Below are 24,489 nucleotides of genomic sequence, written 5' to 3'. Positions count from 1 at the left end.
CTCCTTTCAGGCCGCGACGAGGTAGGAGAAGACCGATTCGAGTGACTCGTCCGAAGGCGAGACCGTCATCAGCCGGATGCCGTGCTCCCGGGCCACCCGTGGCAGCAGCTCGGTGAAACGGCCGAAGTCGACGGCCTGGATGCGCAGCGCGCCTTCCTTCAGGTCGACCTCGATGCCGGCGGTGGAGGGGTCGGCGATCAGGGCGGCGGCGAGGGCCCGGTCGTCGGAGGAGCGGACGAGGTAGCGGTGCGGGCGGTCCGTCATCAGGCGGCGGATCTTGCGGAAGTCGCCGGATGCGGCGTGCCGACCGGCGACCACGACCTCGATGTGCGAGGCCAGCTGCTCGACCTCTTCCAGGATGTGGGAGGAGAACAGGACGGTGCGCCCGGCGTCTCCCATGCGCCGCAGCAGGTCCATGAGCTGCATGCGCTGGCGCGGGTCCATGCCGTTGAACGGTTCGTCCAGCAGCAGCACGGACGGGTCGTGGACGAGCGCGGAGGCCATCTTCACCCGCTGCCGCATGCCCTTGGAGTAGGTGGAGATCTTGCGGTCCTGCGCGTACTCCATCTCGACGGTGGCCAGGGCCCGCTGGGCGGCGGCGTCGTCCAGGCCGTGCAGTTCGGCGTTGGCTACGACGAACTCCCGGCCGGTGAGGAAGTCGTACATGGCCTCGCGCTCGGGAACGACCCCGACCTGCCGGTAGATCTGCTCGTTGCGCCAGATCGGCTGCCCGTCGAGGGTGACGGTGCCGGTGGAGGGAGCGAGGAAGCCCCCCATCATGTTGATGAGCGTGGACTTGCCGGCTCCGTTGGGGCCCAGCAGCCCGGTGACTCCGGGGCCGATCCGCATGGTGACGTCGTTCACGGCGACGACGTTCCCGAACCAGCGCGAGGCGTGGTCGATGTCGATGGTGGTCACAGCCCGGCCTTCCGGTAGCGGGCCATCAGGGCGGCGTAGGAGCCGGCGATGAGGCCGAGGATGACGAGCAGGTAGAGGAAGCCGGTGCCGGCCGGGGGGCCCTCGCCGCCGGGGAAGGCCGAGGTCGCGCCGAGGAAGGCCGTCTGGAACCCGTCGATCAGGGTGATCGGGGAGAAGAGGCCCATCCAGTCGATGGCGCCGGCGTTGCCGGTGTTCCAGGCGATGCCCTGGACGGCGGTCACCGCGCCGTAGGGGATCAGGAGCACGGCGATGATGGCGGCGACGCCGAACCCGCGGCGGGGGGTGAGCGCGGCCATGACCAGCCCGAGGCCGGCGAAGAGCAGCGACAGCAGGAGTACCGACACCAGTCCCTGTCCGAATCCCTTGGTCTGGTCAGCGAAGTCGAATTTCGCCAGCAGCGAGCCGATCCACATGATCAGCAGCGGGGTGGCGGTGAGGATGAACAGGGCCGACGCCATGGCGGCGTACTTGGCCAGGACGTAGTCGACGCGTTCCATGGGCCGGGAGAAGTAGAGCGGCACCGTCTTGAACCGCAGGTCGCGGGAGACCGACTGGGGTGCCTGGGAGGCCAGGTACAGCCCGATGATCACCTGGGTGGTCAGCGCGTACGTCGTGTACTTGATCGGCAGTTCGGTGGAGCCCGGAACGGCGATGGCCACGGCGACGATGATCAGTGCGGGAACGCACATCACCGCGAAGAGGAGCATCGGCAGGACCTTGGACTTGGCGGAGCGGCCGAGTCCGTAGGCCCCGCGCAGGGACTGCGAGAACAGCGACGTGCGGGCGTACGCGCGGCCGAGCCGGGCCCCGTCGTAGGACCGGTAGCCGATGTTGTGGATCTGGGTCGAGGTGTCAGGCGCCATCGGAACCGGCTCCCTTCTGCTGGGCGGTCTGGTCGTTGTCGCGGAAGACCTCCGCGATGTGGTGCCGGCGCTGCTCCATGCGGACCAGACCGATGCCCAGATCGGCGACGGTGTCCCGGACCGTGTCGTAGGTCTGGTCGCCGGTGGCCTCGACGAGGACCACGTGGCCCGCTCCGGGCAGACCCTGCTCCACGGCCTTGAGGAGGGTGATGCCGGCCGCGGTGAGCGCGGTGCGCAGGGCTGCGGTGCCGTCCGGGTGCACTTCCGAGTCGGTGACCTCGACCGCGAGGGTCGTGGTGATCTGGGTGAAGTCGCTGGTGGAGCTCGACCGCAGCAGTTTGCCGCCGTCGACGACCACGACGTGGTCGCAGGTGCGCTCCAGCTCACCGAGGAGGTGCGAGGTGACCAGGACCGAAATGCCGAAGTCCGTGTGGATGCGCCGGATCAGGCCGAGCATCTCGTCGCGGCCGACCGGGTCGAGCCCGTTGGTGGGCTCGTCGAGGAGGACCAGCTGCGGGTCGTGCACCAGCGCCTGGGCGAGTTTGACCCGCTGCTTCATGCCGGTGGAGTAGCCGCCGATGGGCCGGTAGCGCTCCTCGTAGAGCCCCACGTGGCGCAGGGTGTCGGCGGTCCGTTCACGGGCGGCGGTCGGCGGCAGGCCCGACATGCGTGCCATGTGGACGACGAACTCGGTGGCCGAGACGTCAGGTGGCAGGCAGTCGTGCTCGGGCATGTAGCCGACGCGTTCACGGATCGCGTTGCCGTGCGTGGCGACGTCGAGGCCGAGCACCGCGGCGCTGCCCTCGGTGGCAGGGGACAGTCCCAGCAGGATCTTGATCAGCGTGGACTTGCCGGCTCCATTGGCACCCACGAGGCCGGTCACACCGGGCCCGATGTCCAGGGAGAGCCGGTCGAGAGCGGTCACTCGGGGGTACCGCTTGCTCAGGCTTTCGGTCGCAATGACAGTCACGGCACCGACGTTAGTGGCGCGGGCGGCCGGAAACGTCAGACCTGGAGCTGGATACCTTCTCCGCCTTCCGGCGTACGGACCCGTACTCGAGGCTGATGTGTCCCGGACAGGTTTGTCCACAGGTCCGTGCACGGGCCTTGACGTGATCTCTGGTCATTGTCACATTCATCAGTGTCAACTTACGGGCGCGTACGGCTACAGGACGGACGGCGGCATGACTGGGGACACCAAGCAGCGCACCGCACAACTCACCGCCGACCTGAGCGGGTTCAGGGAAGTGCAGCGCCTCTCCTACGCCTGCGCGGAGGCCGTCGCCGCGCAGCTGCGGCCCGGTGTGACCGAGCGGGAGGCGGCGCGGATGCAGCGGGAGTGGCTGCGCGAGCGCGGCGTGCGGGACTGGTTCCACCTGCCGTTCGCCTGGTTCGGGGACCGGACAGCCTTCGCCGGCTTCAGGATCCCTCTGCAGTTCTTCCCGACGAACCGGAAGCTGGAGCCGGGGATGCCGTTCATCCTCGACATGGCGCCGGTCCACAAGGGGTACACGGCCGACATCGGGTACTCGGGCAGCCTCGGCCTCAATCCGGTGCAGGACCGGCTGATGTCGGACCTGCAGGCGCACCGTGAGCTGATCCTGGAACAGGTCAGGGAGCGGCGCTCCCTGCGCGAGATATACGAGGACGTCGAGCGGCTGATGACCCGGCAGGGATACGCAAACCGGCACCGCGCCTATCCCTTCGGCGTGATCGCGCACAAGGTGGACCGGGTGCGGGAGCGCCGCTGGGCGCCGACCGCGTTCGGGTTCGGCACCCAGTCCCTGAAGGGCCTGGCCGCCGATGTGCTGCACGGCCACCGCGAGGGCTGGTCCCCGCTGTGGAGCCCGTACCGCTTCTCCGACCATCCCCCGCAGCCGGGGCTGTGGGCGGTGGAGCCGCATCTGGGCTTCCGGGGCACCGGCGCGAAGTTCGAGGAGATCCTCGTGGTCACCGATTCGCGGGACCCTGAGGAGAGCGCGTACTGGCTGGACGACGATCTGCCGCACGTGCGGCGCTGGGCCGAGGAGAAGGCAGCATGAGCGGGATGAGCAGCAGGGACGTCAGCGGAACCGGCGGGGCGCAGGAGGCGGGGGCGGTGGCGCGGCCGGCAGGGGCGCGCGAGCGCCGGGTGAGCACCGGCGGGGTGGAGCTGTGCGTCGTCGAGCTGGGGGAGGCCGGCCGGCCGACCGTGGTGCTGGTGCACGGCTACCCGGACAGCAAGGAGGTCTGGTCCGAGGTGGCCGAGCGCCTGGCGGCACGCTTCCACGTGGTGCTCTACGACGTGCGTGGGCACGGCCGCTCCACGGCGCCGGAGCCGCTGCGCGGCGGCTTCACCCTGGAGAAGCTGACCGACGACTTCCTGGCGGTGGCGGACGCGGTCAGCCCGGACCGGCCGGTGCACCTGGTCGGCCACGACTGGGGCTCGGTACAGGGCTGGGAGTTCGCGACGGTCGCCCGCACCGAGGGGCGGATCGCCTCCTTCACCTCGATCTCGGGTCCTTCCCTCGACCACTTCGGCCACTGGATCAAGCGGCGGATGGCGCGGCCGACCCCCCGCCGGGCCGCGCAGCTCCTCGGCCAGGGCGCCAAATCCTGGTACGTGTATCTGCTGCACACTCCCGTCCTGCCGGAGCTGGCCTGGCGCGGACCGCTCGGAAAGCGGTGGCCGGGGATACTCCAGCGCCTGGAGAAGGTCCCGGCCGACTCCTACCCGACCTCCTCGCTGCCCTCGGACGCGGCGCACGGGGCCTGGCTCTACCGCGACAACGTACGGCCGCGGCTGCGCAGGCCCCGCTCCGACGCCTACGCCCACGTACCGGTCCAACTGATCACCCCGATCGGGGACGCCTTCCTGTCGGAGCGGCTCTACGACGACCTGGAGCGGTGGGCGCCCGACCTGGTGCGGCGGACGCTGCCCGCAAAGCACTGGGTGCCGCGGACCCGGCCGGACCAGCTGGCCGCCTGGATCACCGATTTCATCACCGCCCGGGAGGAGCCCGCCGCGAGGGCCCCGGAGCGGAAGGCCCGGGGGCGGTACGCCGACCGGTTCGGCGGCCAGCTGGTGCTGGTGACCGGCGCGGCCAGCGGCATCGGCCGGGCCACTGCCTTCGCCTTCGCCGAAGCCGGGGCCCGGGTGGTGGCCGTGGACCGGGACGCCGAGGGCGCGGCGCGCACGGCGGAGATGGCACGCCTCGTCGGAGCCCCTGAGGCCTGGGGCGAATGCGCCGACGTCAGCGACGAAGCGGCGATGGAGAAGCTCGCGGCGAAGGTCGCGGCCGAGTACGGCATCGTGGACGTGCTGGTCAACAATGCCGGCATCGGGCTGTCGGGCCCCTTTTTGGAGACCACTTCCGAGGACTGGAAGAAGGTCCTGGACGTCAACCTGTGGGGCGTCATCCACGGTTGCCGGATCTTCGGGCGGCAGATGGCCGAGCGCGGGCAGGGCGGCCACATCGTCAACACCGCCTCCGCGGCCGCGTACCTGCCCTCGAAGACCCTGCCCGCCTACAGCACCTCGAAGGCCGCGGTGCTGATGCTGTCGCAGTGCCTGCGCGCGGAGCTGGCCTCCCAATCCATCGGCGTCTCCGCGATCTGCCCCGGCATCGTCAACACCAACATCACGGCGACCTCGCGTTTCGCCGGGGTGGACGCCGCCGAGGAGAAGCGCCGCCAGGAACGCTCCTCACGGCTGTACGGGCTGCGCAACTTCCCCCCGGAGAAGGTGGCCGAGGCGGTGCTGCGGGCCGTGGTGCGCAACGAGGCCGTGGTACCGGTGACCCCCGAGTCCAAGTCAGCCCTGTGGATGTCGCGCTTCGCCCCGCGCACCCTGCGGGCGATCGCGAAGCTGGACCCCCCGCTGTGAGCCCGGTCGCCTCGGCTCGACGGCCGGACCGGGACCCTGAACGGGACCCTGCCCGGAAGCCGGACCGGGGGCCGGACCGGGGGCTCGGCCTGAAGCCGAACCGGAGGCCGGGCCGGGGGTCGGGCCCGGCCGGTACGCACCCGATCGCCGGGCGCCGGGTGTCCTTCGACCGGCGCCGCCATTCGCTGCGCCGGCACCACCGGGTGGTGGCCCCGGGGCCGCTGCCGACGTGGAGAGGGCCCGGCACGGCCATACCCCGCTCCTTCCGGCGGTCGTACCATCCCTCGCAGGAGGGCTCGCTGCGCAGGGCGGTCGAGTACCTCGCGGCCTCACCTGCCGCCCGGGCCGCGGCCGGCGCGGTCGGCAGAGCCGCGATGTCGTAGGGAGCCGGGATTGTCCGATCAGGCAGTAGCCGAGTACCGGATCGAGGATCTGGCACACCACAGCGGCGCCACAGTGCGCACGATCCGCGCGTACCAGGACCGTGGCCTGCTGCCGAAGCCGGAGCGCCGCGGCCGCTCCAACGTGTACCGCGACACGCATCTGGCGCGGCTGCGCCAGATCGCGGACCTGCTGGACCGCGGTTACACCCTGGCCTCCATCAAGGAGCTCCTGGAGGCGTGGGACGCGGGGCGCGGGCTCGGTGGTGTCCTGGGCCTGGTCGCCGAAGTACACGGGCCGTGGACCGACGAGGAGGCGGCCCGGATCAGCCGGGAGGAGCTGAACGCGCGGTTCGGCGGCATGCCCGACGACGACGCCGTCGGCGAGGCCTGCGAACTGGGTGTGCTGGAACGCATTCCGGGACGCCCCGAGGAGTTCCTGGTGCCCTCCCCGCAGGAGTTGGCGGTGGCGGCCGAGCTGTACGCCGCCGGGGTGCCGCTGACAGCCATCACCGGGCATCTGCGGGAGCTGCGCGGGCAGGTGGAGCACATTGCCTCGCGGTTCCTGGAGTTCACCACGGAGCACGTCTTCGCCCGCTACCTGGGGGAGGTGCCGCCCACCGACGCGGACGCCGCCGAGGCGGCCACGATGGTGCGGCGGCTGCGTCCGCTGGCCCAGCAGACGGTGGATGCGGAGCTGGCTCGGGCCATGCAGACGTTCGCCACCCGCCATCTGCAGCGGCATCTGGGCGCCGCGGGGTCGCCGCAGCCGGCGGGACCGGCGCCGGTGGCCCTGCCCGCCGGGACGGTCCGGGCGGTGCAGGAGCTGGTGGGCGCCGAGCACGTGGCGGAGTTCGTCCGGGCCGCGACGGAACGGGAGCTCCAGGCCCGGACGATGAACGATCTGGCCCGGCGGGGCGAGCGGTAGCGCCCGGCCGGGCAACTTCGGTCAGTAGTCCACAGGGCGGATCACGCTTTTGCTGCCGAAATCAGCCCAAAGAGCTGTGGACAACTCCCTGCCACTGTGGACAACAGGGGGCCGGCCTCCGGATCGACACCCTCAACCGATGGTCTCGTAAGCCTCTTTGGTCGGCTCGGGACCGTCCGTCGGCCCGACACCGGAGGCCGGTGCGGCCCCCGGGGCCCCCAGGTGTCCCGGGACACCCGGGACACCCGGGGCGGCCTCCACCACGCTCCCCGCCTCCACCGGTCCGTCCGCCGACCGCTCATCCCCTGTCACTGCCAGGGGCACGGGCACGGGTGCGGGCGCCGGCACGGGCACCGGCACGGGCACCGGCACCGGCACCGTCCGCGCGGTACGGGAGCTCCCGTAGAGCAGGGAGGCGAGGGCGAGGCCCAGGACCGCGCCGACCAGCTGGGCCGCGACGAAGCCCGGCAGCGACTGGGGGGCTATGCCCGTGAAGGAGTCGCTGAAGCTGCGCCCGACGGTCCCGGCCGGGTTGGCGAAGGAGCCGGAGGAGGTGAACCAGATCGCCGCGGCGATGTACGTGGCGACCGCCGCCGGGATGAGCCGGGGCCGACCGATGCGCTCGAAGCCCTGGATGACAAGGACGAGCCCCGCGGTGGCGACCACCTCGCCGACGAGCAGGTGGCCGCCGTCGCGGACCCGGGTGGCGAAGGTCCCCGGGATCCGGCCGAACATGACCTCCGCGAGGACGGCCCCGCCGACGGCCCCGGAGAGCTGCGCCGCGGTGTAGACGAGGGCTTCCCGGACTCCGAGGCCCGCACCGCCGGTACGCCCGGACCACCATGAGGTCAGGGTGACCACCGGATTGAGGTGAGCGCCGGACAGCGGTGCGAAGAGGGTGATGATCAGCCCGAGGCCGATGGCCGAGGCGAGGGAGTTGGCGATCAGGGCGACGCCGGTGTCGTGGCTGAGTTCGGCTGCCTGGATTCCGGAGCCGATCACGACCACGAGCAGGGCTGCGGTGCCGATGAGTTCGGCGGCGGCTCGGCGGGGCAGGGAAGCGAGGGCTGTCATGATTTCTCCCCAAGGACAGATGTGGCAGCGGAAAATGTATTCCGTATCTCGGAATCGCGGTAGAGGGTGTTCACCTCGCACCGCCCCGAAAAAATCCCTGCCGGAGCCCTGTCGGAGACGGCACCCTGGGGTCATGGACGACAGACGCACCGTGAAGGTGTCCACATACGTCTCGAAACACCTGCGCCACCAGCCGGAACGCATCGGACTGTTGCTCGACCCGCACGGCTGGGTTGAGATCGACGACCTGCTCCGCGCAGCGGCCGAGCACGGTTTCGCGTTCAGCCGTGCCGAGCTCGACCACGTGGTCGCCACCAACGACAAGCAGCGGTTCGCCGTCGAGGGCACCCGGATCCGGGCCAACCAGGGGCACACGGTCTCGGTGGACCTCGCCCTCCCGGAGGCCGAACCGCCCGCGTACCTCTACCACGGCACCGTCGCCGCAGCCCTGGACTCGATCCGCGCCGAGGGGCTGCGCCCGATGGCCCGCCACGATGTGCACCTGTCCCCCGACCGGGAGACCGCCACCCGGGTCGGGGCACGGCGCGGCCGCCCGGTCGTGCTCAGTGTGGACGCAGGGGCCATGCGCGCCGCGGGACACGTCTTCCGGGTCAGCGCCAACGGGGTGTGGCTGGTGGCGGGCGTGCCGCCGCAGTTCCTGCGCTTCCCGCAACCGCCCGGCCTCACCCCCGCCCCGTAGCCGCCCGGCCGCACCCCCGTGCCGTGTCGGCCGGGGCGAGGGTGTGGACGGTCAGGGCTCAGCCGAGCTGCGCGAGCGCCTCCGTGGCGATCGCCTCGAAGACGGCTTCGTCAGCGGCGAAGTCGGAGTCGGGGATGGGGGCGTGGACGACCAGCTCGGTGAAGCCGAGCTCGCGGTGGCGCCCGGCGAAGTCGACGAAGGCGTCCACGGACTCCAGCAGCGTGTTGCGTTCGGGCGTGAAGCCGGTCAGCAGGATCTTCTCCACCGTTTCCGCCTCCCGGCCGATCTCGGCGCAGGCGTGCTCGAACCGGGCCAGCTGACCGCGCAGCGCGTCGCGCGACTGCTCGGGGGTGCCGGTCTCGAACAGCTTCGGATCTCCGGTGGTGACCCAGGCCTGACCGTACCGGGCGGCCAGCTTCAGACCGCGCGGCCCGGTCGCGGCGACCGCGAACGGCAGGCGCGGCTGCTGCACGCACCCGGGGATGTTGCGTGCCTCCTCGGCTGCGTAGAAGTCACCGGCCTGACTGACCGCGCCCTCGGTGAGCAGCCGGTCCAGCAGGGCCACGAACTCGGCGAAGCGATCCGCGCGCTCGCGCGGGGTCCACGCCTCCTGGGCCAGAACGGTCGCGTCGAAGCCGTTGCCGCCCGCGCCGATACCGAGGGTGATCCGACCGGCGGAGATGTCGTCCAGGCTGATGAGCTCCTTGGCGAGGGTCACCGGGTGGCGGAAGTTGGGCGAGGTCACCAGCGTGCCCAGACGCAGCCGCTCGGTCACGCCGGCGGCCGCGGTCAGTGTGGGCACCGCGCCGAACCAGGGGCCGTCACGGAAGGTTCGCCAGGACAGGTGGTCGTAGGTGTAGGCGGAGTGGAAGCCGAGCGCTTCGGCGCGCACCCACTGGTCGCTCCCTCCCCCATGCCAAGGGCGTACCGGAAGAATCACCGTGCTCAGGCGCAAATTCATGCCCATGAGCCTACGACGACCCGTGGACCCCCGGTACGCGCGTCCCCACCGCGGCCCGGTGCATTCCGCGAGCCGGTCACGGTCCGGAGGGGCCGCCCCTGTGCCCCGCCCGGCGTCCTCCAGCCGATGTTTCACGTGAAACACCAGCCCCTCGGCCATGTCTCTCCGATCATGGTCCGGCCTTCCGGACACATGGGCGAAGATGGAGCGTGACCTCGGCTTCCCAGCGCCCGGACGGGCCCACCCCCGCACCCCGGCTCATCGCCACCGATCTCGACGGCACCCTGCTGCGCGACGACAAGTCCGTCTCGGTCCGCACCGTCGCCGCGCTCGCCGCCGCCGAAGAGGCCGGGACCGAGGTCTTCTTCGTCACCGGTCGCCCCGCGCGCTGGATGGACGTGGTGAGTGACCACGTCCACGGGCACGGACTGGCGATCTGCGCCAATGGCGCGGCGGTGGTCGACCTGCATGCAGGACGGGAGTTCGTGCAGGTCAGGGCGCTTCCCCGGGCGGCGGCCCTCGCCGTCGTGGACGCGCTGCGGGCCGCCGCCCCCGGTACGTCCTTCGCCGTCGAGCTGACCACCGGCATCAATTACGAGCCCGAGTACCCGCCGTTCTACAAGGACGCCGGGGCGAACATCGCCACCGCTGAGAAGCTGCTGGACGAGGACGCGGACGAGGACTCCGCTCCCGTGCTCAAGCTGCTCGCCCACCATGCCGAACTAGCCCCCGACGCGTTCCTGACACTGGCCCGCTCGGCCGCCGGCGCGTACGCCTCGATCACCCGCTCCAGTCCCACCGCCCTGCTGGAGATCAGCGGGCAGGGGGTCTCCAAGGCGAGCACCCTGGCCCTGTGCTGCGCGGAGCGCGGGATCTCCCCCGCCGAGGTGGTCGCCTTCGGTGACATGCCGAACGACATCGAGATGCTCGGCTGGGCCGGCACTTCCTACGCCATGGGCAATGCGCACCCCGACGTGATCGCCGCCGCCTCCGGCCTGACCACCCCCAACAACGAGGACGGGGTCGCCGCGGTCATCGAGCGCATCCTCGCGGACCGGCTCGCCGGGCGGGAACAGCACCCGGCCTGATCGACGGGGTCACAGCACTAGAGCGGGGCCTCCCAGACCAGGGTGGTCCCGCCGCCGTCCTCGCCGAGGCCCGGGCCGTACGAACTCGCGCCCCCCAGGGACTCCGCCCGCCGCCGCAGGTTCCGCAGTCCGCTGCGCCGTCCGCCCTCGGGGATTCCCACGCCGTCGTCGGCCACCTCCAGCCGTACCCCGGGCCGGCCGTCGGCCAGGGTGACGGTGCAGTCCACCACCACCTCGATCCGTGAGGCCTCGGCGTGCCGGAAGGCGTTCGACAGGGCCTCGCGCAGCGCCGCGATCAGGTTCTTGCCCACCAGTTCGCCCACGACCGTGTCGATCGGGCCGAGGAAGCGGTGGGCGGGCTTGAAACCCAGCGGGACGGCAGCCATGTTGATCTCCCGCAGCACCCGGGTGCGCAAGCCCGACGGAGCTTCCGCGGGGCCCTGCTGCAGGGCGAAGATCGCCGTCCGGATCTCCTGGATCGTCACGTCCAGCTCGTCCACGGCCTTGCCCACCCCGTCCTGGACCTCGGGGACGACCGACCGGCGTTGAGCACCCTCCAGCATCATCCCGGTGGCGAAGAGGCGCTGGATGACCAGGTCGTGCAGGTCCCGGGCAATGCGGTCGCGGTCCTCGAACACCGCCAACCGCTCCCGGTCGCGCTGGGCCTCGGCCATCATCAGGGCGAGAGCGGCCTGGGAGGCGAACTGCGTGGCCAGGGTCCTCTCGGCTTCGGTGAAAGGCCGCTGGCCGCGGCTCCGGGGAGTGACCAAGGCCCCCAGCACACGGCCGCCGCTGTGCAGCGGCAGCATCATGCAGGGCCCGTACTGGCTGGTCATCTTGCTGATCATCCGCGGATCGGAGGCAGCATCGTCCACGAAGACCGGCTCGCCGTGCAGCAGCTTGTCCACCACCGGGCTCTCGGCCGGGATCACCACGCCCAGGGAGGTGGCCACGTTCTCCGCGGAGACGGCGACGATCTCCATCCCGCCCTCCTGCGCCGGCAGCAGCACGATCCCGGCGGCGGAGTCCGCAAGCCGGCGGGCCTGCTCGGCGACCACCACCAGGGCGTCGTCGGCGTCACCCCCGGACAGCAGGGCGGTCGTGACGGCCACGGAACCGTCGATCCAGCGTTCGCGCTGGGTGGCGGCCTCGTACAACCGGGCGTTGCCGATGGCGATGCCGGCCTCGGTGGCCAGGACGCGCACCATGTGCACGTCGTAGTCGTTGAACTGGCCGCCGCCGTTCTTCTCGGCGAGGTACAGGTTGCCGAAGATCTCCCCCTGGACCTTGATCGGGACACCGAGGAACGTCCGCATGGGCGGATGGTGCGCCGGGAAGCCGGCCGAGCGCGGGTCCTTGGTCAGATCGGCCAGGCGCACCGTGTCCGGGTGCGAGATCAGCGCGCCGAGCAGCCCCCGCTTGCCGTCGGGTCGGCGGCCGATCTGACGGGCCACCTCGGAGCCGAGGCCGTAGGTGACGAAGTCCGAGAGCCCGCGGCCCTCGGTGTCCACCACCCCGATCGCCGCGTACCGGGCGTCTGCCAGCTCGGCCGCGGTCTCACAGATGCGGTCCAGCGTCGAATGCAGCTCTAGGCCGGTACCGACCGACCTCATGGCTTCCAGCAGCTGTGGCACCCGGGCGGTGAGCTCGGTGGACAGGCCCTGGAGACTCCTGGTGGCCTGGGTGGCGGCCTCCAGGGGGTCCGGCGTTCCGTGCGATGGATCCGACGGTTGGGGCGACTCCTGCACTGACATGCCCTTGAGCCTAGTTAGTCCCATTTAGTGGCGAAAGTTGCAGCACGGGGATTCCCTCGGAATCGAAGCCCGTCGTGGTTGCGTCCGCTTCCCTCTCCCGCTCCAGCAACCGCCTCAGCGGACCCTGCGCCGCGGCCAGCTCCGCGTACGCGCCGCGCTGCACGACCGTTCCGTCCTCCAGGACGAGGACCTCGTCGACCGCCTCAAGACCGGCCAGCCGGTGTGTGATCAGCACGGTGGTGCGTCCCTCGGTCGCGGCCAGCAGATCCGCTGTCAGCGCGTCGGCCGTGGCCAGGTCCAGGTGCTCGGCGGGCTCGTCCAGGACGAGTACGGGGAAGTCGGCGAGCAGCGCCCGGGCCAGGGCCAGCCGCTGGCGCTGGCCTCCGGAGATCCGCTCACCGTGCTCGCCGACCAGGGTGTCGAGCCCGTCCGGCAGTCCGTCGGCCCAGTCCAGCAGCCGCGCACCGGCCAGGGCGTCCCGCAGCTGTGCCTCGTCCGCCCCGGGCCGGGCGAGGCGCAGGTTCTCCCGTACCGAGCTGTCGAAGAGGTGGGCGTCCTGGGCGCAGAGGCCGACGACGGTCCGCACCGCGTCGCCGTCGAGGCCGCGGACATCCGTACCGCCCAACGTGTACGTGCCCGCGTCCGGATCCAGGAAGCGCAGCAGGACCTGCGCCAGCGTGGTCTTGCCCGAGCCGGAGGGGCCGACGACGGCGACGCGGCGCCCTGCTTCCAGGGTCAGGTCCACTCCGTGCAGGGCGTCCCGTTCCTGGCCCGGGTACCGGACGGCGAGCCCCGTCAGGCGCAGCGGGAAGGGCTCGGCGGGCACGGCCTGCGGCCGCTCCGGCTCGGCGACCGGGACCGGGGCGTCGATGACCTCGTAGACCCGCTCGGCGCTGCGCCGCACCCGCTGCCGGTACTGGACGGCGAGCGGCAGTCCGCTGACGGCTTCGAAGGCGGCCAGCGGGGTCAGCACCGCGACGGCCATCGCCACTCCCGACAGCCTCCCTTCGTGCACGGCGCTCGCGGCGAGGGCTGCAGAAGCCACCACCGTGAGCCCGCACACCAGCGCGGACAGTCCGCTTCCGAGCCCGGTGGCGACTGCCCCGCGGGCGGCAATGCCGGTCAGGGCGGCGTCGCTCTGCCGGGTGCGGTCCTTGCGGTCCGCGAGCGCTCCGGCGACGGTCAGCTCCGGAGTACCGGTGAGCAGGTCGGCCACGCGGGTGGCGAGTTCGCCCCGGGCGGGCGCGAGCCGGCGTTCGGCCCGGCGGGCACAGGCTCCGCTGACCAGCGGTACCCCGATCCCGGCGGCCAGCAGTCCGCCGGCCAGGACGACGCCGGCCTCGGGCAGCAGCCAGGCGGTGAAGGCGACCGATCCGGTGCCGACGAGCACGGCGGTGCCCAGCGGCAGGAGCCAGCGCAGCCAGTAGTCCTGCAGCGCGTCCGCGTCGGCGACCAGTCGGGCCAGCAGATCTCCGCGCCGGTGCTCGCGCAGCCCGGCGGGCGCGATGCGCTCCAGCCTCCGGTACACCGACACCCGCAGGTCGGCGAGCATCCGCAGGACGGCGTCGTGCGACACGAGCCGCTCCGCGTACCGGAACACCGCCCGGCCCATTCCGAAGGCGCGGGTGGCTGTCACGGCCACCATCAGGTACAGCACCGGGGGCTGTTCGGAGGCCCGGGAGATGAGCCAGCCGGACACGGCCATCAGTCCGACGCTGCACCCCACGGCCAGCGCGCCGAGGAGCAGGCCGAGCCGGAACCGGCCTTGCCAGGCCTTGGCCACGGCGCGGACCCGGCGCAGCGGGTCCGCGCCGCCCGCATCCGTCCCGCCCGCGGAGCGCGCCTTCTCGGGCGCAGAGCCGAGGATCCACTCCCCGGGGTCGCGACCTACCACGGTCCCGGCGGCCGCCGCGATTCCGCCGGCCGCCGCGGTCCCGGCAGCCGTCGCGGTCCCGGCAGCCGCCGCGGCACCCGCGGCGGAGCGGGTCGGGCGGGTACGGCCGGCTACGGGCTCCGTCCCGTTGGCGCCTGCCTGCGGCAGGGCGACCACCCGGTCGGCCACGGCGAGCAGCGCCGGCCGGTGCACGACCAGCAGCACGGTCCGTCCCACGGCGAGTCGCCGGACCGCATCCACGATCCCGGCCTCGGTCTCCCCGTCCAGCGCAGCCGTGGGCTCGTCCAGGAGGAGGACCGGCCGGTCGGCGAGGAACGCCCGAGCAAGGGCCAGGCGCTGGCGCTGCCCGGCGGACAGGCCCACGCCGCCCTCACCCAGCAGGGTCTGCGCCCCGCGGGGCAGCGCGGAGACGAACTCCCGGGCCCCGGCGTCCCGCAGGGCCGTCTCCACCTCGGCATCGGAGGCCGTGGCGCGCGCCAGCCGTACATTCTCCGCGATGGTCCCGGCGAACAGGTGCGGCCGCTGCGGAACCCAGGCGATCCGCTCGTGCCACTGTTCCGGCGCCAGGGCGGCCAGGTCCACTCCGGCGATCCGGACCTGTCCGGCGGTGGGGGCCACGAACCCGAGGAGCACCTGGAGCAGGGTGGACTTGCCCACCCCGCTGGGGCCGGTGAGGGCCACGCACTCCCCGGGCCGGACCGTCAGGGAGACCGGCCCGGGCGAGTCCTCGCCGCGCCCGTCGTAGCGGACGGCGACCCCGTCGACCTCGATCCGGAGCGGGGCGCCCGCGGGAAGCACGGCCGTACCGGTCGGCGCCACCGGGGTCTCCAGTACGGCGAAGATCTCCTCCGCGGCCGAGAGGCCCTCTGCGGCAGCGTGGTACTGCGCCCCGACCTGCCGCAGCGGCAGGTAGGCCTCGGGCGCCAGGACCAGGATGACCAGGCCCGTGTAGAGGTCCAGTTCCCCGTGGACCAGTCGCATGCCGATGGTGACGGCCACCAGCGCCACCGAGAGGGTCGCCAGCAGTTCCAGGGCAAAGGAAGAGAGGAAGGCGATGCGCAGGGTCCGCATCGTGGCACGCCGGTAGTCGTCGGTGATCCTGCGGATCGACTCGGCCTGCGCCTTGGCCCGCCCGAACACCTTCAGCGTCGGGAGGCCCGCCACCACGTCCAGGAAGTGCCCTGAGAGCCGGGACAGCAGGCGCCACTGACGGTCCATCCGGGACTGGGTGGCCATCCCGATGAGGATCATGAACAGGGGGATCAGGGGTAGTGTGACCACGATGATGGCCGCCGACACCCAGTCCTCGGTGACGATGCGGGCCAGTACCGCCACCGGCACGACGACCGCCAGCCCGAGCTGGGGCAGGTAGCGGGAGAAGTAGTCGTCCAGAGCGTCGACCCCCCGGGTGGCCAGCGCCACCAGGGATCCGGTCCGCTGCCCGGTGAGCCAGCCCGGGCCGAGGTCCGCGGCGCGCTCCAGCAGCCGCCCCCTCAGCTCCGACTTGACCGCCGCACCCGCCCGGTGTGCGGCCAGCTCCGTCAGCCAGGCCACCAGACCGCGACCCAGCGCCACCGCTGCGAGCAGGAGCAGCGGTGTCCCGAGCGCTTCGCCGCCCAGGCCCTTCTCGAAGGCGCCGACCACGATCTCGGCGATCAGCATCGCCTGGCCGACGACCAGACCCGCCCCTGCCAGGCCCAGCGCGACCACCGCGCCCAGGAACAGGCGCGTGGAGCGGGCGTACCGGAGCAGACGCGGGTCGATCGGTTTCACGTGAAACATCTCCGAGGGAGCGGGCCGGACCGGACCGGCAGGCGGGTCACGAGCAGCTCAGTGCGCGTCGACGATGTGCTGCGTGCCGATGCGCTTGCGGAACACCCAGTACGTCCATCCCTGGTAGAGCAGGACGAGCGGGGTGGCCACGGCCGCACACCAGGTCATGATCTTCAGGGTGTACGGACTGGACGAGGCATTGGTGACCGTGAGGTTCCAGGCGTCGTTCAGCGAGGACGGCATGACGTTCGGGAAGAGCGTCAGGAAGAGCATGGCGACGGCCGCCGCGATGGTGACCCCGGACAGGGCGAAGGACCAGCCCTCACGGCCCGCCAGGTTGAAGCCGAGGGCCGCGACCAGCGCCGCCACGGCCACGACCATCGCGATCAGGCTCTTGCCGTCACCGCGCGAGAGCTGGGTCCAGGTCAGGAAGACCAGGGCCAGCACGGCGGTCGCCGCGCCCAGTCGGTTGGCCAGCGTGCGCGAGCGGTCCCTGATGTCCCCCACGGTCTTGAGCGAGGTGAACACCGCCCCGTGGAAGGTGAACAGGGTGAGGGTGACGAGGCCGCCGAGGAGCGAGTAGACGTTGAGCAGGTCGAAGAGGGTGCCGACGTACTCCATGTCCCGGTCGATCTTCACTCCGCGCACGATGTTGGCGAAGGCCACGCCCCATAGGAACGCGGGGATCAGCGAGGTCCAGAAGATGGCGTGTTCCCAGTTGGTCTGCCACCGGTCCTCCGGGCGCTTGTGCCGGTACTCGAAGGCGACGCCGCGGATGATCAGGCAGACCAGGATGACCAGCAGCGGGAGGTAGAAGCCGGAGAACAGGGTGGCGTACCACTCCGGGAACGCAGCGAAGGTGGCACCGCCGGCGGTCAGCAGCCAGACCTCGTTGCCGTCCCAGACGGGCCCGATCGTATTGATCAGGACCCGCTTCTCGGTGCGGTCGCGGGCGAGCAGCTTGGTCAGGACGCCGACCCCGAAGTCGAAGCCCTCCAGGAAGAAGTAGCCGATCCACAGGACGGCGATGAGCACGAACCAGACGTCATGGAGCTGCATGGTGTGGTCCCCTCAGCCTCAGTAGGAGAAGGCCATCGGCCGGTCGGGGTTCTTGTCGTCCCCGCCGATCTTGGTGGGCGGTTGGAGGTCGGCCTCGGTGAGCTCCGGCGGTCCGGCCTTGATGTACTTCACGAGCAGCTTGACCTCGATCACGGCCAGCACGGCGTAGAGCAGCGTGAAGCCGATCATCGAGGTGAGCACCTCTCCCTGGGAGACGTGCGGCGAGACCGCGTCACGGGTCCGCAGGACTCCGTAGACCACCCATGGTTGGCGGCCCATCTCGGTGAAGATCCAACCCCAGGAGTTGGCGATGAGCGGGAAGCCCATGGTCCACAGGGCGAGGACCCAGTACCACTGCGTGAACTTGGGGCTCAGCGCACTCTTGAACAGGACCAGGTGCGGGACCTCGGCCTCCCCGGTACGCAGCCCCGGCGGGAGCAGGAACTTCTTACGGGTCAGCCACAGGCCCAGGGCGCCCACGCCGACCGAGGCCATGCCGAAGCCGATCATCCAGCGGAAGCCCCAGTAGGCGACCGGGATGTTGGGCCGGTAATCGCCGGGGCCGTACTTCTCCTGCTCCGCCGCATTGACGTCGTTGATGCCCGGGACGAAGGAGGTGAAGTCGTCGTTGGCCAGGAAGGACAGCAGGCCCGGGATCTCTATCGCGACCTTGTTGTGTCCTTCGTCGACGTCTCCGTAGGCGAAGACGGAGAAGGGCGCCGGCGCCTCGCCGTCCCAGAGTGCCTCGGCGGCGGCCATCTTCATCGGCTGCTGCTTGTACATGACCTTGCCGAGCAGGTCTCCGCTGATGGCCGTCCCCATACCGGCGATGATCATGACGATCAGGCCGAGGCGCAGCGAGGTCCGCATCACCGGGATGTGCCGCTTGCGGGCCAGGTGGAAGGCGGCGATGCCGACCATGAACGCCCCGCCGACCAGGAAGGCGGCCGTGATGGTGTGGAAGAACTGGGTGAGGGCGGTGTTCTGGGTCAGCACGAGCCAGAAGTCGGTGAGCTCGGCCCGGCCGCGCTCCTCGTTGATGCGGTAGCCGACCGGGTGCTGCATCCAGGAGTTGGCCGCGAGGATGAAGTAGGCGGAGAGGATGGTGCCCATGGACACCATCCAGATGCAGGCCAGGTGGATCTTCCGGGGGAGCTTGTCCCATCCGAAGATCCACAGGCCGATGAAGGTGGACTCGAAGAAGAAGGCGATCAGCGCTTCGAAGGCCAGCGGCGCCCCGAAGATGTCACCGACGAAGCGCGAGTAGTCGGACCAGTTCATTCCGAACTGGAACTCCTGGACGATGCCGGTGACGACACCCATCGCGATATTGATCAAGAAAAGCTTTCCCCAGAACTTTGTGGCCCTGAGGTACTTCTCGTTCTCGGTACGGACCCACGCGGTCTGCAGGCCGGCCGTGAGCGCGGCGAGGGAGATCGTCAGCGGGACGAACAAGAAGTGATAGACCGTGGTGATACCGAACTGCCATCGCGCCAGGGTCTCCGGCGCCAAAGCTAGCTCCACGTCGTCATCTCCTTCGGGTCGCCGTGGTCACAGCGGCAGTCTGCCTGTTGCGTCCCACCCAAAACGGGAGGAACGGTGCACGCTTGTGAACGCGTTCACATTCACAAGCATTATGGCGCACAGGTGTCCGAGATCTTCCAGCGGGGCCCCCTCTAGCCAACGCATTCAACAGATTGTTGAATGCGGCTCATGCAGATACGAATCTCCTGGCCCGCCGGCCAGCTCACCGCAACCCTCGACGCGACCCCGACCAGCAAAGCGCTGGCCGAGGCCCTGCCGATCTCCGCTTCCGCGAACACCTGGGGCGAGGAGGTCTACTTCGACACCGGCATCTCGGTGGCGCTGGAGCACGACGCACAGCAGGTGGTCGCCCCCGGCACGGTCGCCTTCTGGACCGAGGGCGACGCGCTCGCGCTCCCCTACGGACCGACCCCCATCTCGCGCGGAGGCGAGAGCCGCCTGGCGAGCCCGTGCAACGTGCTCGGCTCGTTCGAGGGCGACCCCCGCCTGCTGGCCACCGTCCGCGACGGAGACCCCATCCGCGTCGAGCTCGCATAGGAGCCCCGCCCCCGAGGGAAGCCCACCCCCGAGGGAAGCCCCACCCCGAACGTCCGGACCGGGAGACCTGACCGGACCGGACGACCCGCGCGGAGTTCCCGACGGTTCCCGGGAACGGCCCCGCAGCACTACATCTGCTTGAGGAACGCCTCCGCCGTGTGCAGGAAGAGGTCGTTCGCCTCGGTCTCACCGATCGTGACCCGCAGGCCCTCGCCCGCGAAGGGCCGGACCACCACACCGGCCTTCTCGCAGGCCTCCGCGAACTCGGCGGTCCGCTCCCCGAGCCGCATCCACACGAAATTGGCCTGGGTGTCCGGGACCGTCCAGCCCTGCGCGAGCAGCGTCTCGTGGACCCGGTTGCGCTCGCAGACCAGCGCCCCGACACGGCCGAGCAGCTCGTCCTCGGCACGCAGCGAGGCGACCGCCGCGTCCTGGGCGAGCTGGCTGACCCCGAAGGGCACCGCCGTCTTGCGCAGCGCCGCCGCCACCGGCTCGTGCGCCACCGCGAAGCCCACCCGCAGGCCGGCCAGTCCGTACGCCTTGGAGAAGGTGCGCAGCACCGCCACGTTCGGGCGGTCGCGGTACAGCTCGATGCCGTCGGGCACGTCCGTGTCGCGCACGAACTCCCGGTAGGCCTCGTCCAGCACCACAAGGACGTCGGACGGCACCCGGTCCAGGAAACGTTCCAGCTCGGCACGGCGTACGGCGGTGCCGGTGGGGTTGTTCGGGTTGCAGACGAAAATCAGCCGGGTCCGCTCGGTGATCGCCTCGGCCATCGCGTCCAGGTCGTGCACGTCCCCGTCCGTCAGCGGGACCCGTACGGAGGTCGCCCCCGAGATCTGCGTGATGATCGGGTAGGCCTCGAAGGAACGCCATGCGTAGATGACCTCGTCGCCCGGGCCGGCCGTCGACTGGATCAGCGACTGGGCCACGCCCACCGAGCCGGTGCCGGTGGCGATGTGCGCGGCCGGCACCCCGAACCGCTCGGCGAGTTCGTTCACCAGGCCCGTGCAGGCCATGTCCGGGTAGCGGTTGAAGCTCCCCGCGGCCGCGACCGCGGTCTCCAGCACTCCGGCCAGCGGCGGGTAGGGGTTCTCGTTCGAGGACAGCTTGTAGGCAACGGGCCCGCCCCCGGCCGCCGGCTTGCCCGGCTTGTATGTGGGAATGCCGTCCAGCTCGGCGCGCAGCTTCGGGCTGTTCTCGCTCACCGCAGGTCCTCCTCGACCGTCCCGTCCGACGTCGCCGTCGACTCAATACTGCTCACCTTATGAGGATTCCGTCCTCCCGAGAATGGGGGCGCCTGGAATGCGGGGGAGCGCGCGCATATATGCGCGCGCCGGTGGCCTGCGCCGTGGCGCGCGTCCCTCGTGAAGGTGAGTTGCGAACGTCGCGGGGCGGCCCCGTTTTGGCATGCTCCTACCCGCCGACAAGGGCCACTGGGGGAGCGAACACCCAAATGGCTTCGTTTCCAAGGTCATTGGGGGTGGCGAACCATGCAGAAACCTGCCTGTCAACGCGTGCATATGCACCCGGACCACCCGCCCCACCGAGCCCTACTATCGGCTCGCCATGACAGCAGCAGGGAAGCATCAGGTGAGCCGGACCGAGACCACGCGGCGGGGCACGGGCCGACAGGGCCGGGCCGGCATCAGGGATGTCGCCGCCGCGGCAGGCGTCTCCATCACGACCGTCTCCGACGCGCTCAATGGCAAGGGACGGCTGCCCGACGCCACCCGCCGCCACGTCCGCGAGGTCGCCGACCGGCTGGGCTACCGCCCCTCCGCCGCGGCCCGCACCCTCCGTACCGGAAAGTCGGGCCTCATCGGCCTGACCGTGACGACGTACGGGGATGAACCTTTCACCTTCACCGAATTCGCCTACTTCGCCGAGATGGCCAGGGCCGCCACCTCGGCCGCGCTGGCCCGCGGCTACGCCCTCGTCATCCTCCCCGCCACCTCCCGCCACGACGTGTGGTCCAACGTCGCCCTCGACGGCACCGTCGTGATCGACCCCTCCGACCACGATCCCGTCGTCAGCGAACTCGTCCGCCAGGGCCTGCCCGTGGTCTCCGACGGCCGCCCCGCCGGCTCGCTCCCCGTCACCGCCTGGGTGGACAACGACCACGAGGCCGCCGTCCTGGGCCTCCTCGACCACCTCGCCGCCGCCGGCGCCCGCAGGATCGGGCTGCTGACCGGCACCACCACCGACACGTACACCCGGCTCTCCACCACCGCCTACCTCGACTGGTGCGAGCGCGTCGGGCAGGACCCGGTCTACGAGTCCTACCCCGCCCACGACCCCTGCGCGGGCGCCGTGGCCGCCGACCGTCTGCTGGCCCGGCCCGACCGTCCGGACGCCGTCTACGGCCTCTTCGACCCCAACGGCACCGACCTGCTGGCCGCCGCGCGGCGCTACGGACTGCGCGTGCCCGAGGACCTGCTGCTGGTGTGCTGCAGCGAGTCCACGGTGTACGCCAACACCGAACCGCCCATCACCACGCTCTCCCTCAAGCCGCGCCGCATCGGCACCGCCGTCGTCCAGCTCCTGATCGACGCGATCGAAGGGGTGGACACCGGCCGCCCCGTCGAACAGGTGGTCCCGACCGAGCTGATCATCCGCACCTCCTCGCAGCGCAGGCAGCCGCGGACGACGGTCAGTCCACCCCGGTCACCGGCCAAGGATTGAGTTCCACACCGCCCCACCAGCCCGAGAGAAAGCCCGCTGAAGATTTCTGCACCACCGATATCGGGTGAAAACGGTAGGAAGGAACGGCTCCGCAAAGGATTCACCACCCCTGGTGCGTCACAGAGCGCGAACCGCATTCCTATGATGGGCGCACGACATCACGGACCCTCCGCTTCGGAGGTCAGGAGGGTCCGCAGGTGTACGGCAGCGCGACGGTGGTGGAGGGGTCGATGACTCAGGGGGCCGGTCAGGGACCCGCGATGCGGACGGAGACGCTGCGGGACTTCCGGGTTCCGGTCAACGAACCCGCCCCGTATGCCGTATCCACCGGGATGCCCGGCGAGCCGCCCGTGTACGGCGCGTACCCGGCGTACTACGACGAGGGCGTGCCCTCGGTGCCCGCGCAGCCGCACTACGCGCCGGCAGCCGACATGGTCCCGGCCCCGCCGCAGGGCAGTGAACCCGAGCACGCGACGGGCGAGGACCCCGAGGAGGGCGACCCCGACGGGTACACGCCCACCCAGCGCGACCTGCCCGTCATCGGCCGCGGCGCACTCGGCGGCCCCGGCGACACCGTCCAGGTCCATTACGTCCCCCCGGACGCGGCGGAGGCGGCCGGTCCCGGCCCGCTCTACGTGGTGGGCGACGTCCACGGCTACCTCGACGAGCTCGTCACCGAACTCCAGGCCCAGGGCCTGATCGACGCCGACCGGCGCTGGTCCGCCGGCAACGCCCGGCTCTGGTTCCTCGGCGACTTCACCGACCGCGGTCCCGACGGAATCGGTGTCATCGACCTCGTCATGCGCCTGTCCGCCGAAGCCGCCGCAGCAGGCGGCTACTGCAAAGCCCTCATGGGCAACCACGAGTTGCTGCTCATCGGCGCCAAGCGGTTCGGCGACACCCCCGTGTCCTCCGGCGCCGGAACCGCCACCTTCCAGGCCGCCTGGCTCCTCAACGGCGGCCAGCGCAGCGACATGGAGCGCCTCCAGGACGTCCACCTCCAGTGGATGTCCCGGCTGGACGCGGCCGTCCTGGCGGAGGACCACCTGCTGCTGCACTCCGACACCACGGCGTACCTCGACTACGGGGACTCCGTCGAGGACGTCAACGACACCATCCACGAGCTCCTCAACCGCAATGACGCGGACATCACCTGGGACCTCTTCCGCAAGTTCACCAAGCGCTTCGCCTTCCGCGACGAGGGCACCGGACCGCAGGCCGTACGCGAGCTGCTCGACACCTACGGCGGCAGCCGGGTCGTGCACGGCCACAGCCCCATCCCCTACCTGCTGGGTGAGGTGGGCACCGAGGACGGCGACGCCTCACGCGGTCCGGAGGCGGTGGACGGCCCCCACGTGTACGCGGAAGGGCTCGCCATCGCCATGGACGGCGGCGTGACGATGGCCGGCAAACTGCTCGTGGTGCAACTTCCGCTGAACGGCTGAGGATTACTCACCGTTCTCACCCGGGGCTATTTCCTGAAAGCCCCTGTCACCCCGTGGTGTGTGCGCTCTACCATCGCTCTATCCGTAGCAGGCTCTCCTCCGTTTGTGCCGGCGCCCGGGTCTACGCGGGCATACCGGCTTCCACGGAGCATCGGGGGATGCACATGACCAGCGCTCCGCACCTGCTGACCGAAGACCGTCCCGAGTTCGACCGGCTCCTCGAGGGGGCGCTGCGTTCGGCACCCGACCGGCCCGAGCTCGTGGGGCTCGGCGAGCGGCTGAACGCCGAGCAGCTGCGCACGATGGCCATGGGGGCCAGTGCGCTGCTGACGGCCGCCGCCGCGGCCGAGTACGAGCACTACGTGAAGATCCGCGCGGAACGCCGTGACGAGCTCCTGTCCACCCCCGGGGGGACAGGGGAGCAGGACGACGGGCAGGACAGCGGCGACGGCGTGGGAGTCAGCGCCGTGGTCGCGGTGCTCGCGCCGGTCCTGGCGGGCACCGCCATGCTGATATTCCTGCTGGTGGGCTATCTCCTGAAGATGGTGGAGCCCGAACCCGCCTTCGCGCAGACCATGCTGACGGCCGGCTGGCTCTTCGGGGCCCTCACCGTGGCCGCGCTCGTGTTCGCGGTGATCGGGCTGCTGGTGACGGCGGTCCGCAACAGTTCGACCGAGGTGGCCGCCGACGAGACGGAAGCGGTCCCCGACGAGGTGGCCCGCGCCCGTGAGGCCTGGCGGCACGCCCTGCTGGAACGGGGCATCATGCCCTTCCTACGGGACGCCCTGGCCGATCCGACCGCCGGAACGGGCTATCCGACCCCGCGTACGCCCGGGGCCGGGCGCATCCCCAACCTGGGGTACTCGCGGCCCGACTTCACCAGCCCCGGGACCGCGTCCCAGGGACCCCGGCCCGGTTACTCCGCGCCGGACTTCACCAGCCCGGACTTCGGCGGGCCGGAGCACGAGCCGGGCTGACCGGCACGGCCGCTGGGCAGGG

At 71.1% G+C, this 24,489-nt stretch carries 19 protein-coding genes and 1 pseudogene; 10 read left to right on the top strand and 10 right to left on the bottom strand.

Translation table 11 applies throughout. The features are described from left to right. Positions 1-6 precede the first annotated feature (6 nt). Genes ACLJTM_RS13130 through ACLJTM_RS13120 form a run of 3 tightly spaced genes read right to left on the bottom strand, consistent with a single transcriptional unit; the run spans position 7 to position 2,772 of the window. On the bottom strand, positions 7-918 hold the full coding sequence (locus tag ACLJTM_RS13130; RefSeq protein ID WP_411103688.1) for an ABC transporter ATP-binding protein: 912 nt from the start codon (positions 916-918) through the stop codon (positions 7-9). Next, the gene (locus ACLJTM_RS13125; RefSeq protein ID WP_411103687.1) at positions 915-1,802 is read right to left on the bottom strand and encodes an ABC transporter permease; all 888 of its coding nucleotides are present in this window, start codon (positions 1,800-1,802) and stop codon (positions 915-917) included. Before ACLJTM_RS13125 ends, ACLJTM_RS13130 begins: the two co-directional genes overlap by 4 nt. Next, complete coding sequence (locus tag ACLJTM_RS13120; RefSeq protein WP_411103686.1) at positions 1,792-2,772, bottom strand: ABC transporter ATP-binding protein; 981 nt, start codon at positions 2,770-2,772, stop codon at positions 1,792-1,794. Before ACLJTM_RS13120 ends, ACLJTM_RS13125 begins: the two co-directional genes overlap by 11 nt. 214 nt (positions 2,773-2,986) lie before the next feature. Between ACLJTM_RS13120 and ACLJTM_RS13115 the strand changes: the two genes are divergently transcribed. The 4 genes and pseudogenes from ACLJTM_RS13115 to ACLJTM_RS13100 all read left to right on the top strand — a co-directional run bounded on the left by ACLJTM_RS13115 (position 2,987) and on the right by ACLJTM_RS13100 (position 6,975). Then, positions 2,987-3,844 (top strand): M24 family metallopeptidase, encoded by an 858-nt coding sequence (locus tag ACLJTM_RS13115; RefSeq protein WP_411103685.1) that lies wholly within the window; start codon positions 2,987-2,989, stop codon positions 3,842-3,844. A 5-nt stretch (positions 3,845-3,849) separates the two neighbouring features. Next, positions 3,850-5,667 (top strand): SDR family oxidoreductase, encoded by a 1,818-nt coding sequence (locus ACLJTM_RS13110; RefSeq protein WP_411103684.1) that lies wholly within the window; start codon positions 3,850-3,852, stop codon positions 5,665-5,667. A 170-nt stretch (positions 5,668-5,837) separates the two neighbouring features. Continuing rightward, positions 5,838-6,050 (top strand): annotated as a pseudogene (locus tag ACLJTM_RS13105) (metal-dependent hydrolase); the annotation flags it as partial. A gap of 10 nt (positions 6,051-6,060) precedes the next feature. Continuing rightward, positions 6,061-6,975: a MerR family transcriptional regulator gene (locus tag ACLJTM_RS13100; protein WP_411103683.1), complete on the top strand. Its 915-nt coding sequence runs from the start codon at positions 6,061-6,063 to the stop codon at positions 6,973-6,975. Positions 6,976-7,107: 132 nt separating this feature from the next. Here ACLJTM_RS13100 and ACLJTM_RS13095 read toward each other — a convergent pair whose 3' ends face one another. Next, positions 7,108-8,049 (bottom strand): aquaporin, encoded by a 942-nt coding sequence (locus ACLJTM_RS13095; RefSeq protein WP_411103682.1) that lies wholly within the window; start codon positions 8,047-8,049, stop codon positions 7,108-7,110. Between the two features lie 133 nt (positions 8,050-8,182). On the opposite strand from ACLJTM_RS13095, the gene ACLJTM_RS13090 reads away from it, so the two are divergent. Next, positions 8,183-8,749 (top strand): RNA 2'-phosphotransferase, encoded by a 567-nt coding sequence (locus ACLJTM_RS13090; RefSeq protein WP_411103681.1) that lies wholly within the window; start codon positions 8,183-8,185, stop codon positions 8,747-8,749. A gap of 58 nt (positions 8,750-8,807) precedes the next feature. Here the strand turns inward: ACLJTM_RS13090 and ACLJTM_RS13085 are convergent, their stop codons facing one another. Next, positions 8,808-9,710, bottom strand: coding sequence for an LLM class flavin-dependent oxidoreductase (locus ACLJTM_RS13085; protein ID WP_411103680.1), 903 nt, complete (start codon positions 9,708-9,710; stop codon positions 8,808-8,810). A 209-nt stretch (positions 9,711-9,919) separates the two neighbouring features. Here ACLJTM_RS13085 and ACLJTM_RS13080 point away from each other — a divergent pair, with 209 nt between their 5' ends. Beyond that, on the top strand, positions 9,920-10,798 hold the full coding sequence (locus ACLJTM_RS13080) for a Cof-type HAD-IIB family hydrolase (protein ID WP_411103679.1): 879 nt from the start codon (positions 9,920-9,922) through the stop codon (positions 10,796-10,798). 17 nt (positions 10,799-10,815) lie between these two features. On the opposite strand, the gene ACLJTM_RS13075 is transcribed toward ACLJTM_RS13080, so the two are convergent. The 4 genes from ACLJTM_RS13075 to ACLJTM_RS13060 are packed head-to-tail and all read right to left on the bottom strand — an operon-like array spanning position 10,816 to position 18,802. Continuing rightward, on the bottom strand, positions 10,816-12,552 hold the full coding sequence (locus tag ACLJTM_RS13075) for a GAF domain-containing sensor histidine kinase (RefSeq protein WP_411103678.1): 1,737 nt from the start codon (positions 12,550-12,552) through the stop codon (positions 10,816-10,818). A 10-nt stretch (positions 12,553-12,562) separates the two neighbouring features. Then, the gene (gene cydD, locus ACLJTM_RS13070; protein WP_411103677.1) at positions 12,563-16,228 is read right to left on the bottom strand and encodes a thiol reductant ABC exporter subunit CydD; all 3,666 of its coding nucleotides are present in this window, start codon (positions 16,226-16,228) and stop codon (positions 12,563-12,565) included. A gap of 48 nt (positions 16,229-16,276) precedes the next feature. Next, entirely contained in the window at positions 16,277-17,278 is a 1,002-nt protein-coding gene (gene cydB / locus ACLJTM_RS13065; RefSeq protein ID WP_411103676.1) for a cytochrome d ubiquinol oxidase subunit II, read from the bottom strand. Between the two features lie 18 nt (positions 17,279-17,296). Further along, positions 17,297-18,802: a cytochrome ubiquinol oxidase subunit I gene (locus ACLJTM_RS13060; protein WP_411103675.1), complete on the bottom strand. Its 1,506-nt coding sequence runs from the start codon at positions 18,800-18,802 to the stop codon at positions 17,297-17,299. 189 nt (positions 18,803-18,991) lie between these two features. Here ACLJTM_RS13060 and ACLJTM_RS13055 point away from each other — a divergent pair, with 189 nt between their 5' ends. Then, the gene (locus tag ACLJTM_RS13055; RefSeq protein ID WP_411103674.1) at positions 18,992-19,360 is read left to right on the top strand and encodes a cyclophilin-like fold protein; all 369 of its coding nucleotides are present in this window, start codon (positions 18,992-18,994) and stop codon (positions 19,358-19,360) included. A gap of 128 nt (positions 19,361-19,488) precedes the next feature. On the opposite strand, the gene hisC is transcribed toward ACLJTM_RS13055, so the two are convergent. Next, a complete protein-coding gene (hisC, locus tag ACLJTM_RS13050) occupies positions 19,489-20,568 on the bottom strand; it encodes a histidinol-phosphate transaminase (RefSeq protein WP_411103673.1) in 1,080 nt (359 codons plus the stop codon). 361 nt (positions 20,569-20,929) lie between these two features. On the opposite strand from hisC, the gene ACLJTM_RS13045 reads away from it, so the two are divergent. The 3 genes from ACLJTM_RS13045 (at position 20,930) to ACLJTM_RS13035 (ending at position 24,467) form a co-directional block, all read left to right on the top strand. Then, positions 20,930-22,045 carry a LacI family DNA-binding transcriptional regulator gene (locus tag ACLJTM_RS13045; protein WP_411103672.1) on the top strand — a complete coding sequence of 372 codons (1,116 nt, stop codon included), beginning with the start codon at positions 20,930-20,932 and terminating at the stop codon, positions 22,043-22,045. 215 nt (positions 22,046-22,260) lie between these two features. Beyond that, a complete protein-coding gene (locus ACLJTM_RS13040; protein ID WP_411103801.1) occupies positions 22,261-23,490 on the top strand; it encodes a metallophosphoesterase in 1,230 nt (409 codons plus the stop codon). Between the two features lie 158 nt (positions 23,491-23,648). After that, positions 23,649-24,467 (top strand): hypothetical protein, encoded by an 819-nt coding sequence (locus ACLJTM_RS13035; protein ID WP_411103671.1) that lies wholly within the window; start codon positions 23,649-23,651, stop codon positions 24,465-24,467. Positions 24,468-24,489: the final 22 nt, after the last annotated feature.

This window comes from Streptomyces sp. cmx-4-9, assembly GCF_046548835.1.
Classification (GTDB): Bacteria; Actinomycetota; Actinomycetes; order Streptomycetales; family Streptomycetaceae; genus Streptomyces.
The sequence above is the reverse complement of the archived record's forward strand: the minus strand, read 5'-3'. Positions and strand labels throughout refer to the sequence as shown.

Excerpts from the sequence above, each read along its gene's own strand:
- ACLJTM_RS13045 (WP_411103672.1), top strand. The coding sequence starts at position 20,930 with ATGACAGCAGCAGGGAAGCATCAGGTGAGCCGGACCGAGACCACGCGG.
- ACLJTM_RS13110 (WP_411103684.1), top strand. The coding sequence starts at position 3,850 with ATGAGCAGCAGGGACGTCAGCGGAACCGGCGGGGCGCAGGAGGCGGGG.
- ACLJTM_RS13075 (WP_411103678.1), bottom strand. The coding sequence starts at position 12,552 with ATGTCAGTGCAGGAGTCGCCCCAACCGTCGGATCCATCGCACGGAACG.
- ACLJTM_RS13115 (WP_411103685.1), top strand. The coding sequence starts at position 2,987 with ATGACTGGGGACACCAAGCAGCGCACCGCACAACTCACCGCCGACCTG.
- ACLJTM_RS13095 (WP_411103682.1), bottom strand. The coding sequence starts at position 8,049 with ATGACAGCCCTCGCTTCCCTGCCCCGCCGAGCCGCCGCCGAACTCATC.
- cydD (WP_411103677.1), bottom strand. The coding sequence starts at position 16,228 with ATGTTTCACGTGAAACCGATCGACCCGCGTCTGCTCCGGTACGCCCGC.
- ACLJTM_RS13090 (WP_411103681.1), top strand. The coding sequence starts at position 8,183 with ATGGACGACAGACGCACCGTGAAGGTGTCCACATACGTCTCGAAACAC.
- ACLJTM_RS13085 (WP_411103680.1), bottom strand. The coding sequence starts at position 9,710 with ATGAATTTGCGCCTGAGCACGGTGATTCTTCCGGTACGCCCTTGGCAT.
- ACLJTM_RS13055 (WP_411103674.1), top strand. The coding sequence starts at position 18,992 with ATGCAGATACGAATCTCCTGGCCCGCCGGCCAGCTCACCGCAACCCTC.
- ACLJTM_RS13125 (WP_411103687.1), bottom strand. The coding sequence starts at position 1,802 with ATGGCGCCTGACACCTCGACCCAGATCCACAACATCGGCTACCGGTCC.
- cydB (WP_411103676.1), bottom strand. The coding sequence starts at position 17,278 with ATGCAGCTCCATGACGTCTGGTTCGTGCTCATCGCCGTCCTGTGGATC.
- ACLJTM_RS13035 (WP_411103671.1), top strand. The coding sequence starts at position 23,649 with ATGCACATGACCAGCGCTCCGCACCTGCTGACCGAAGACCGTCCCGAG.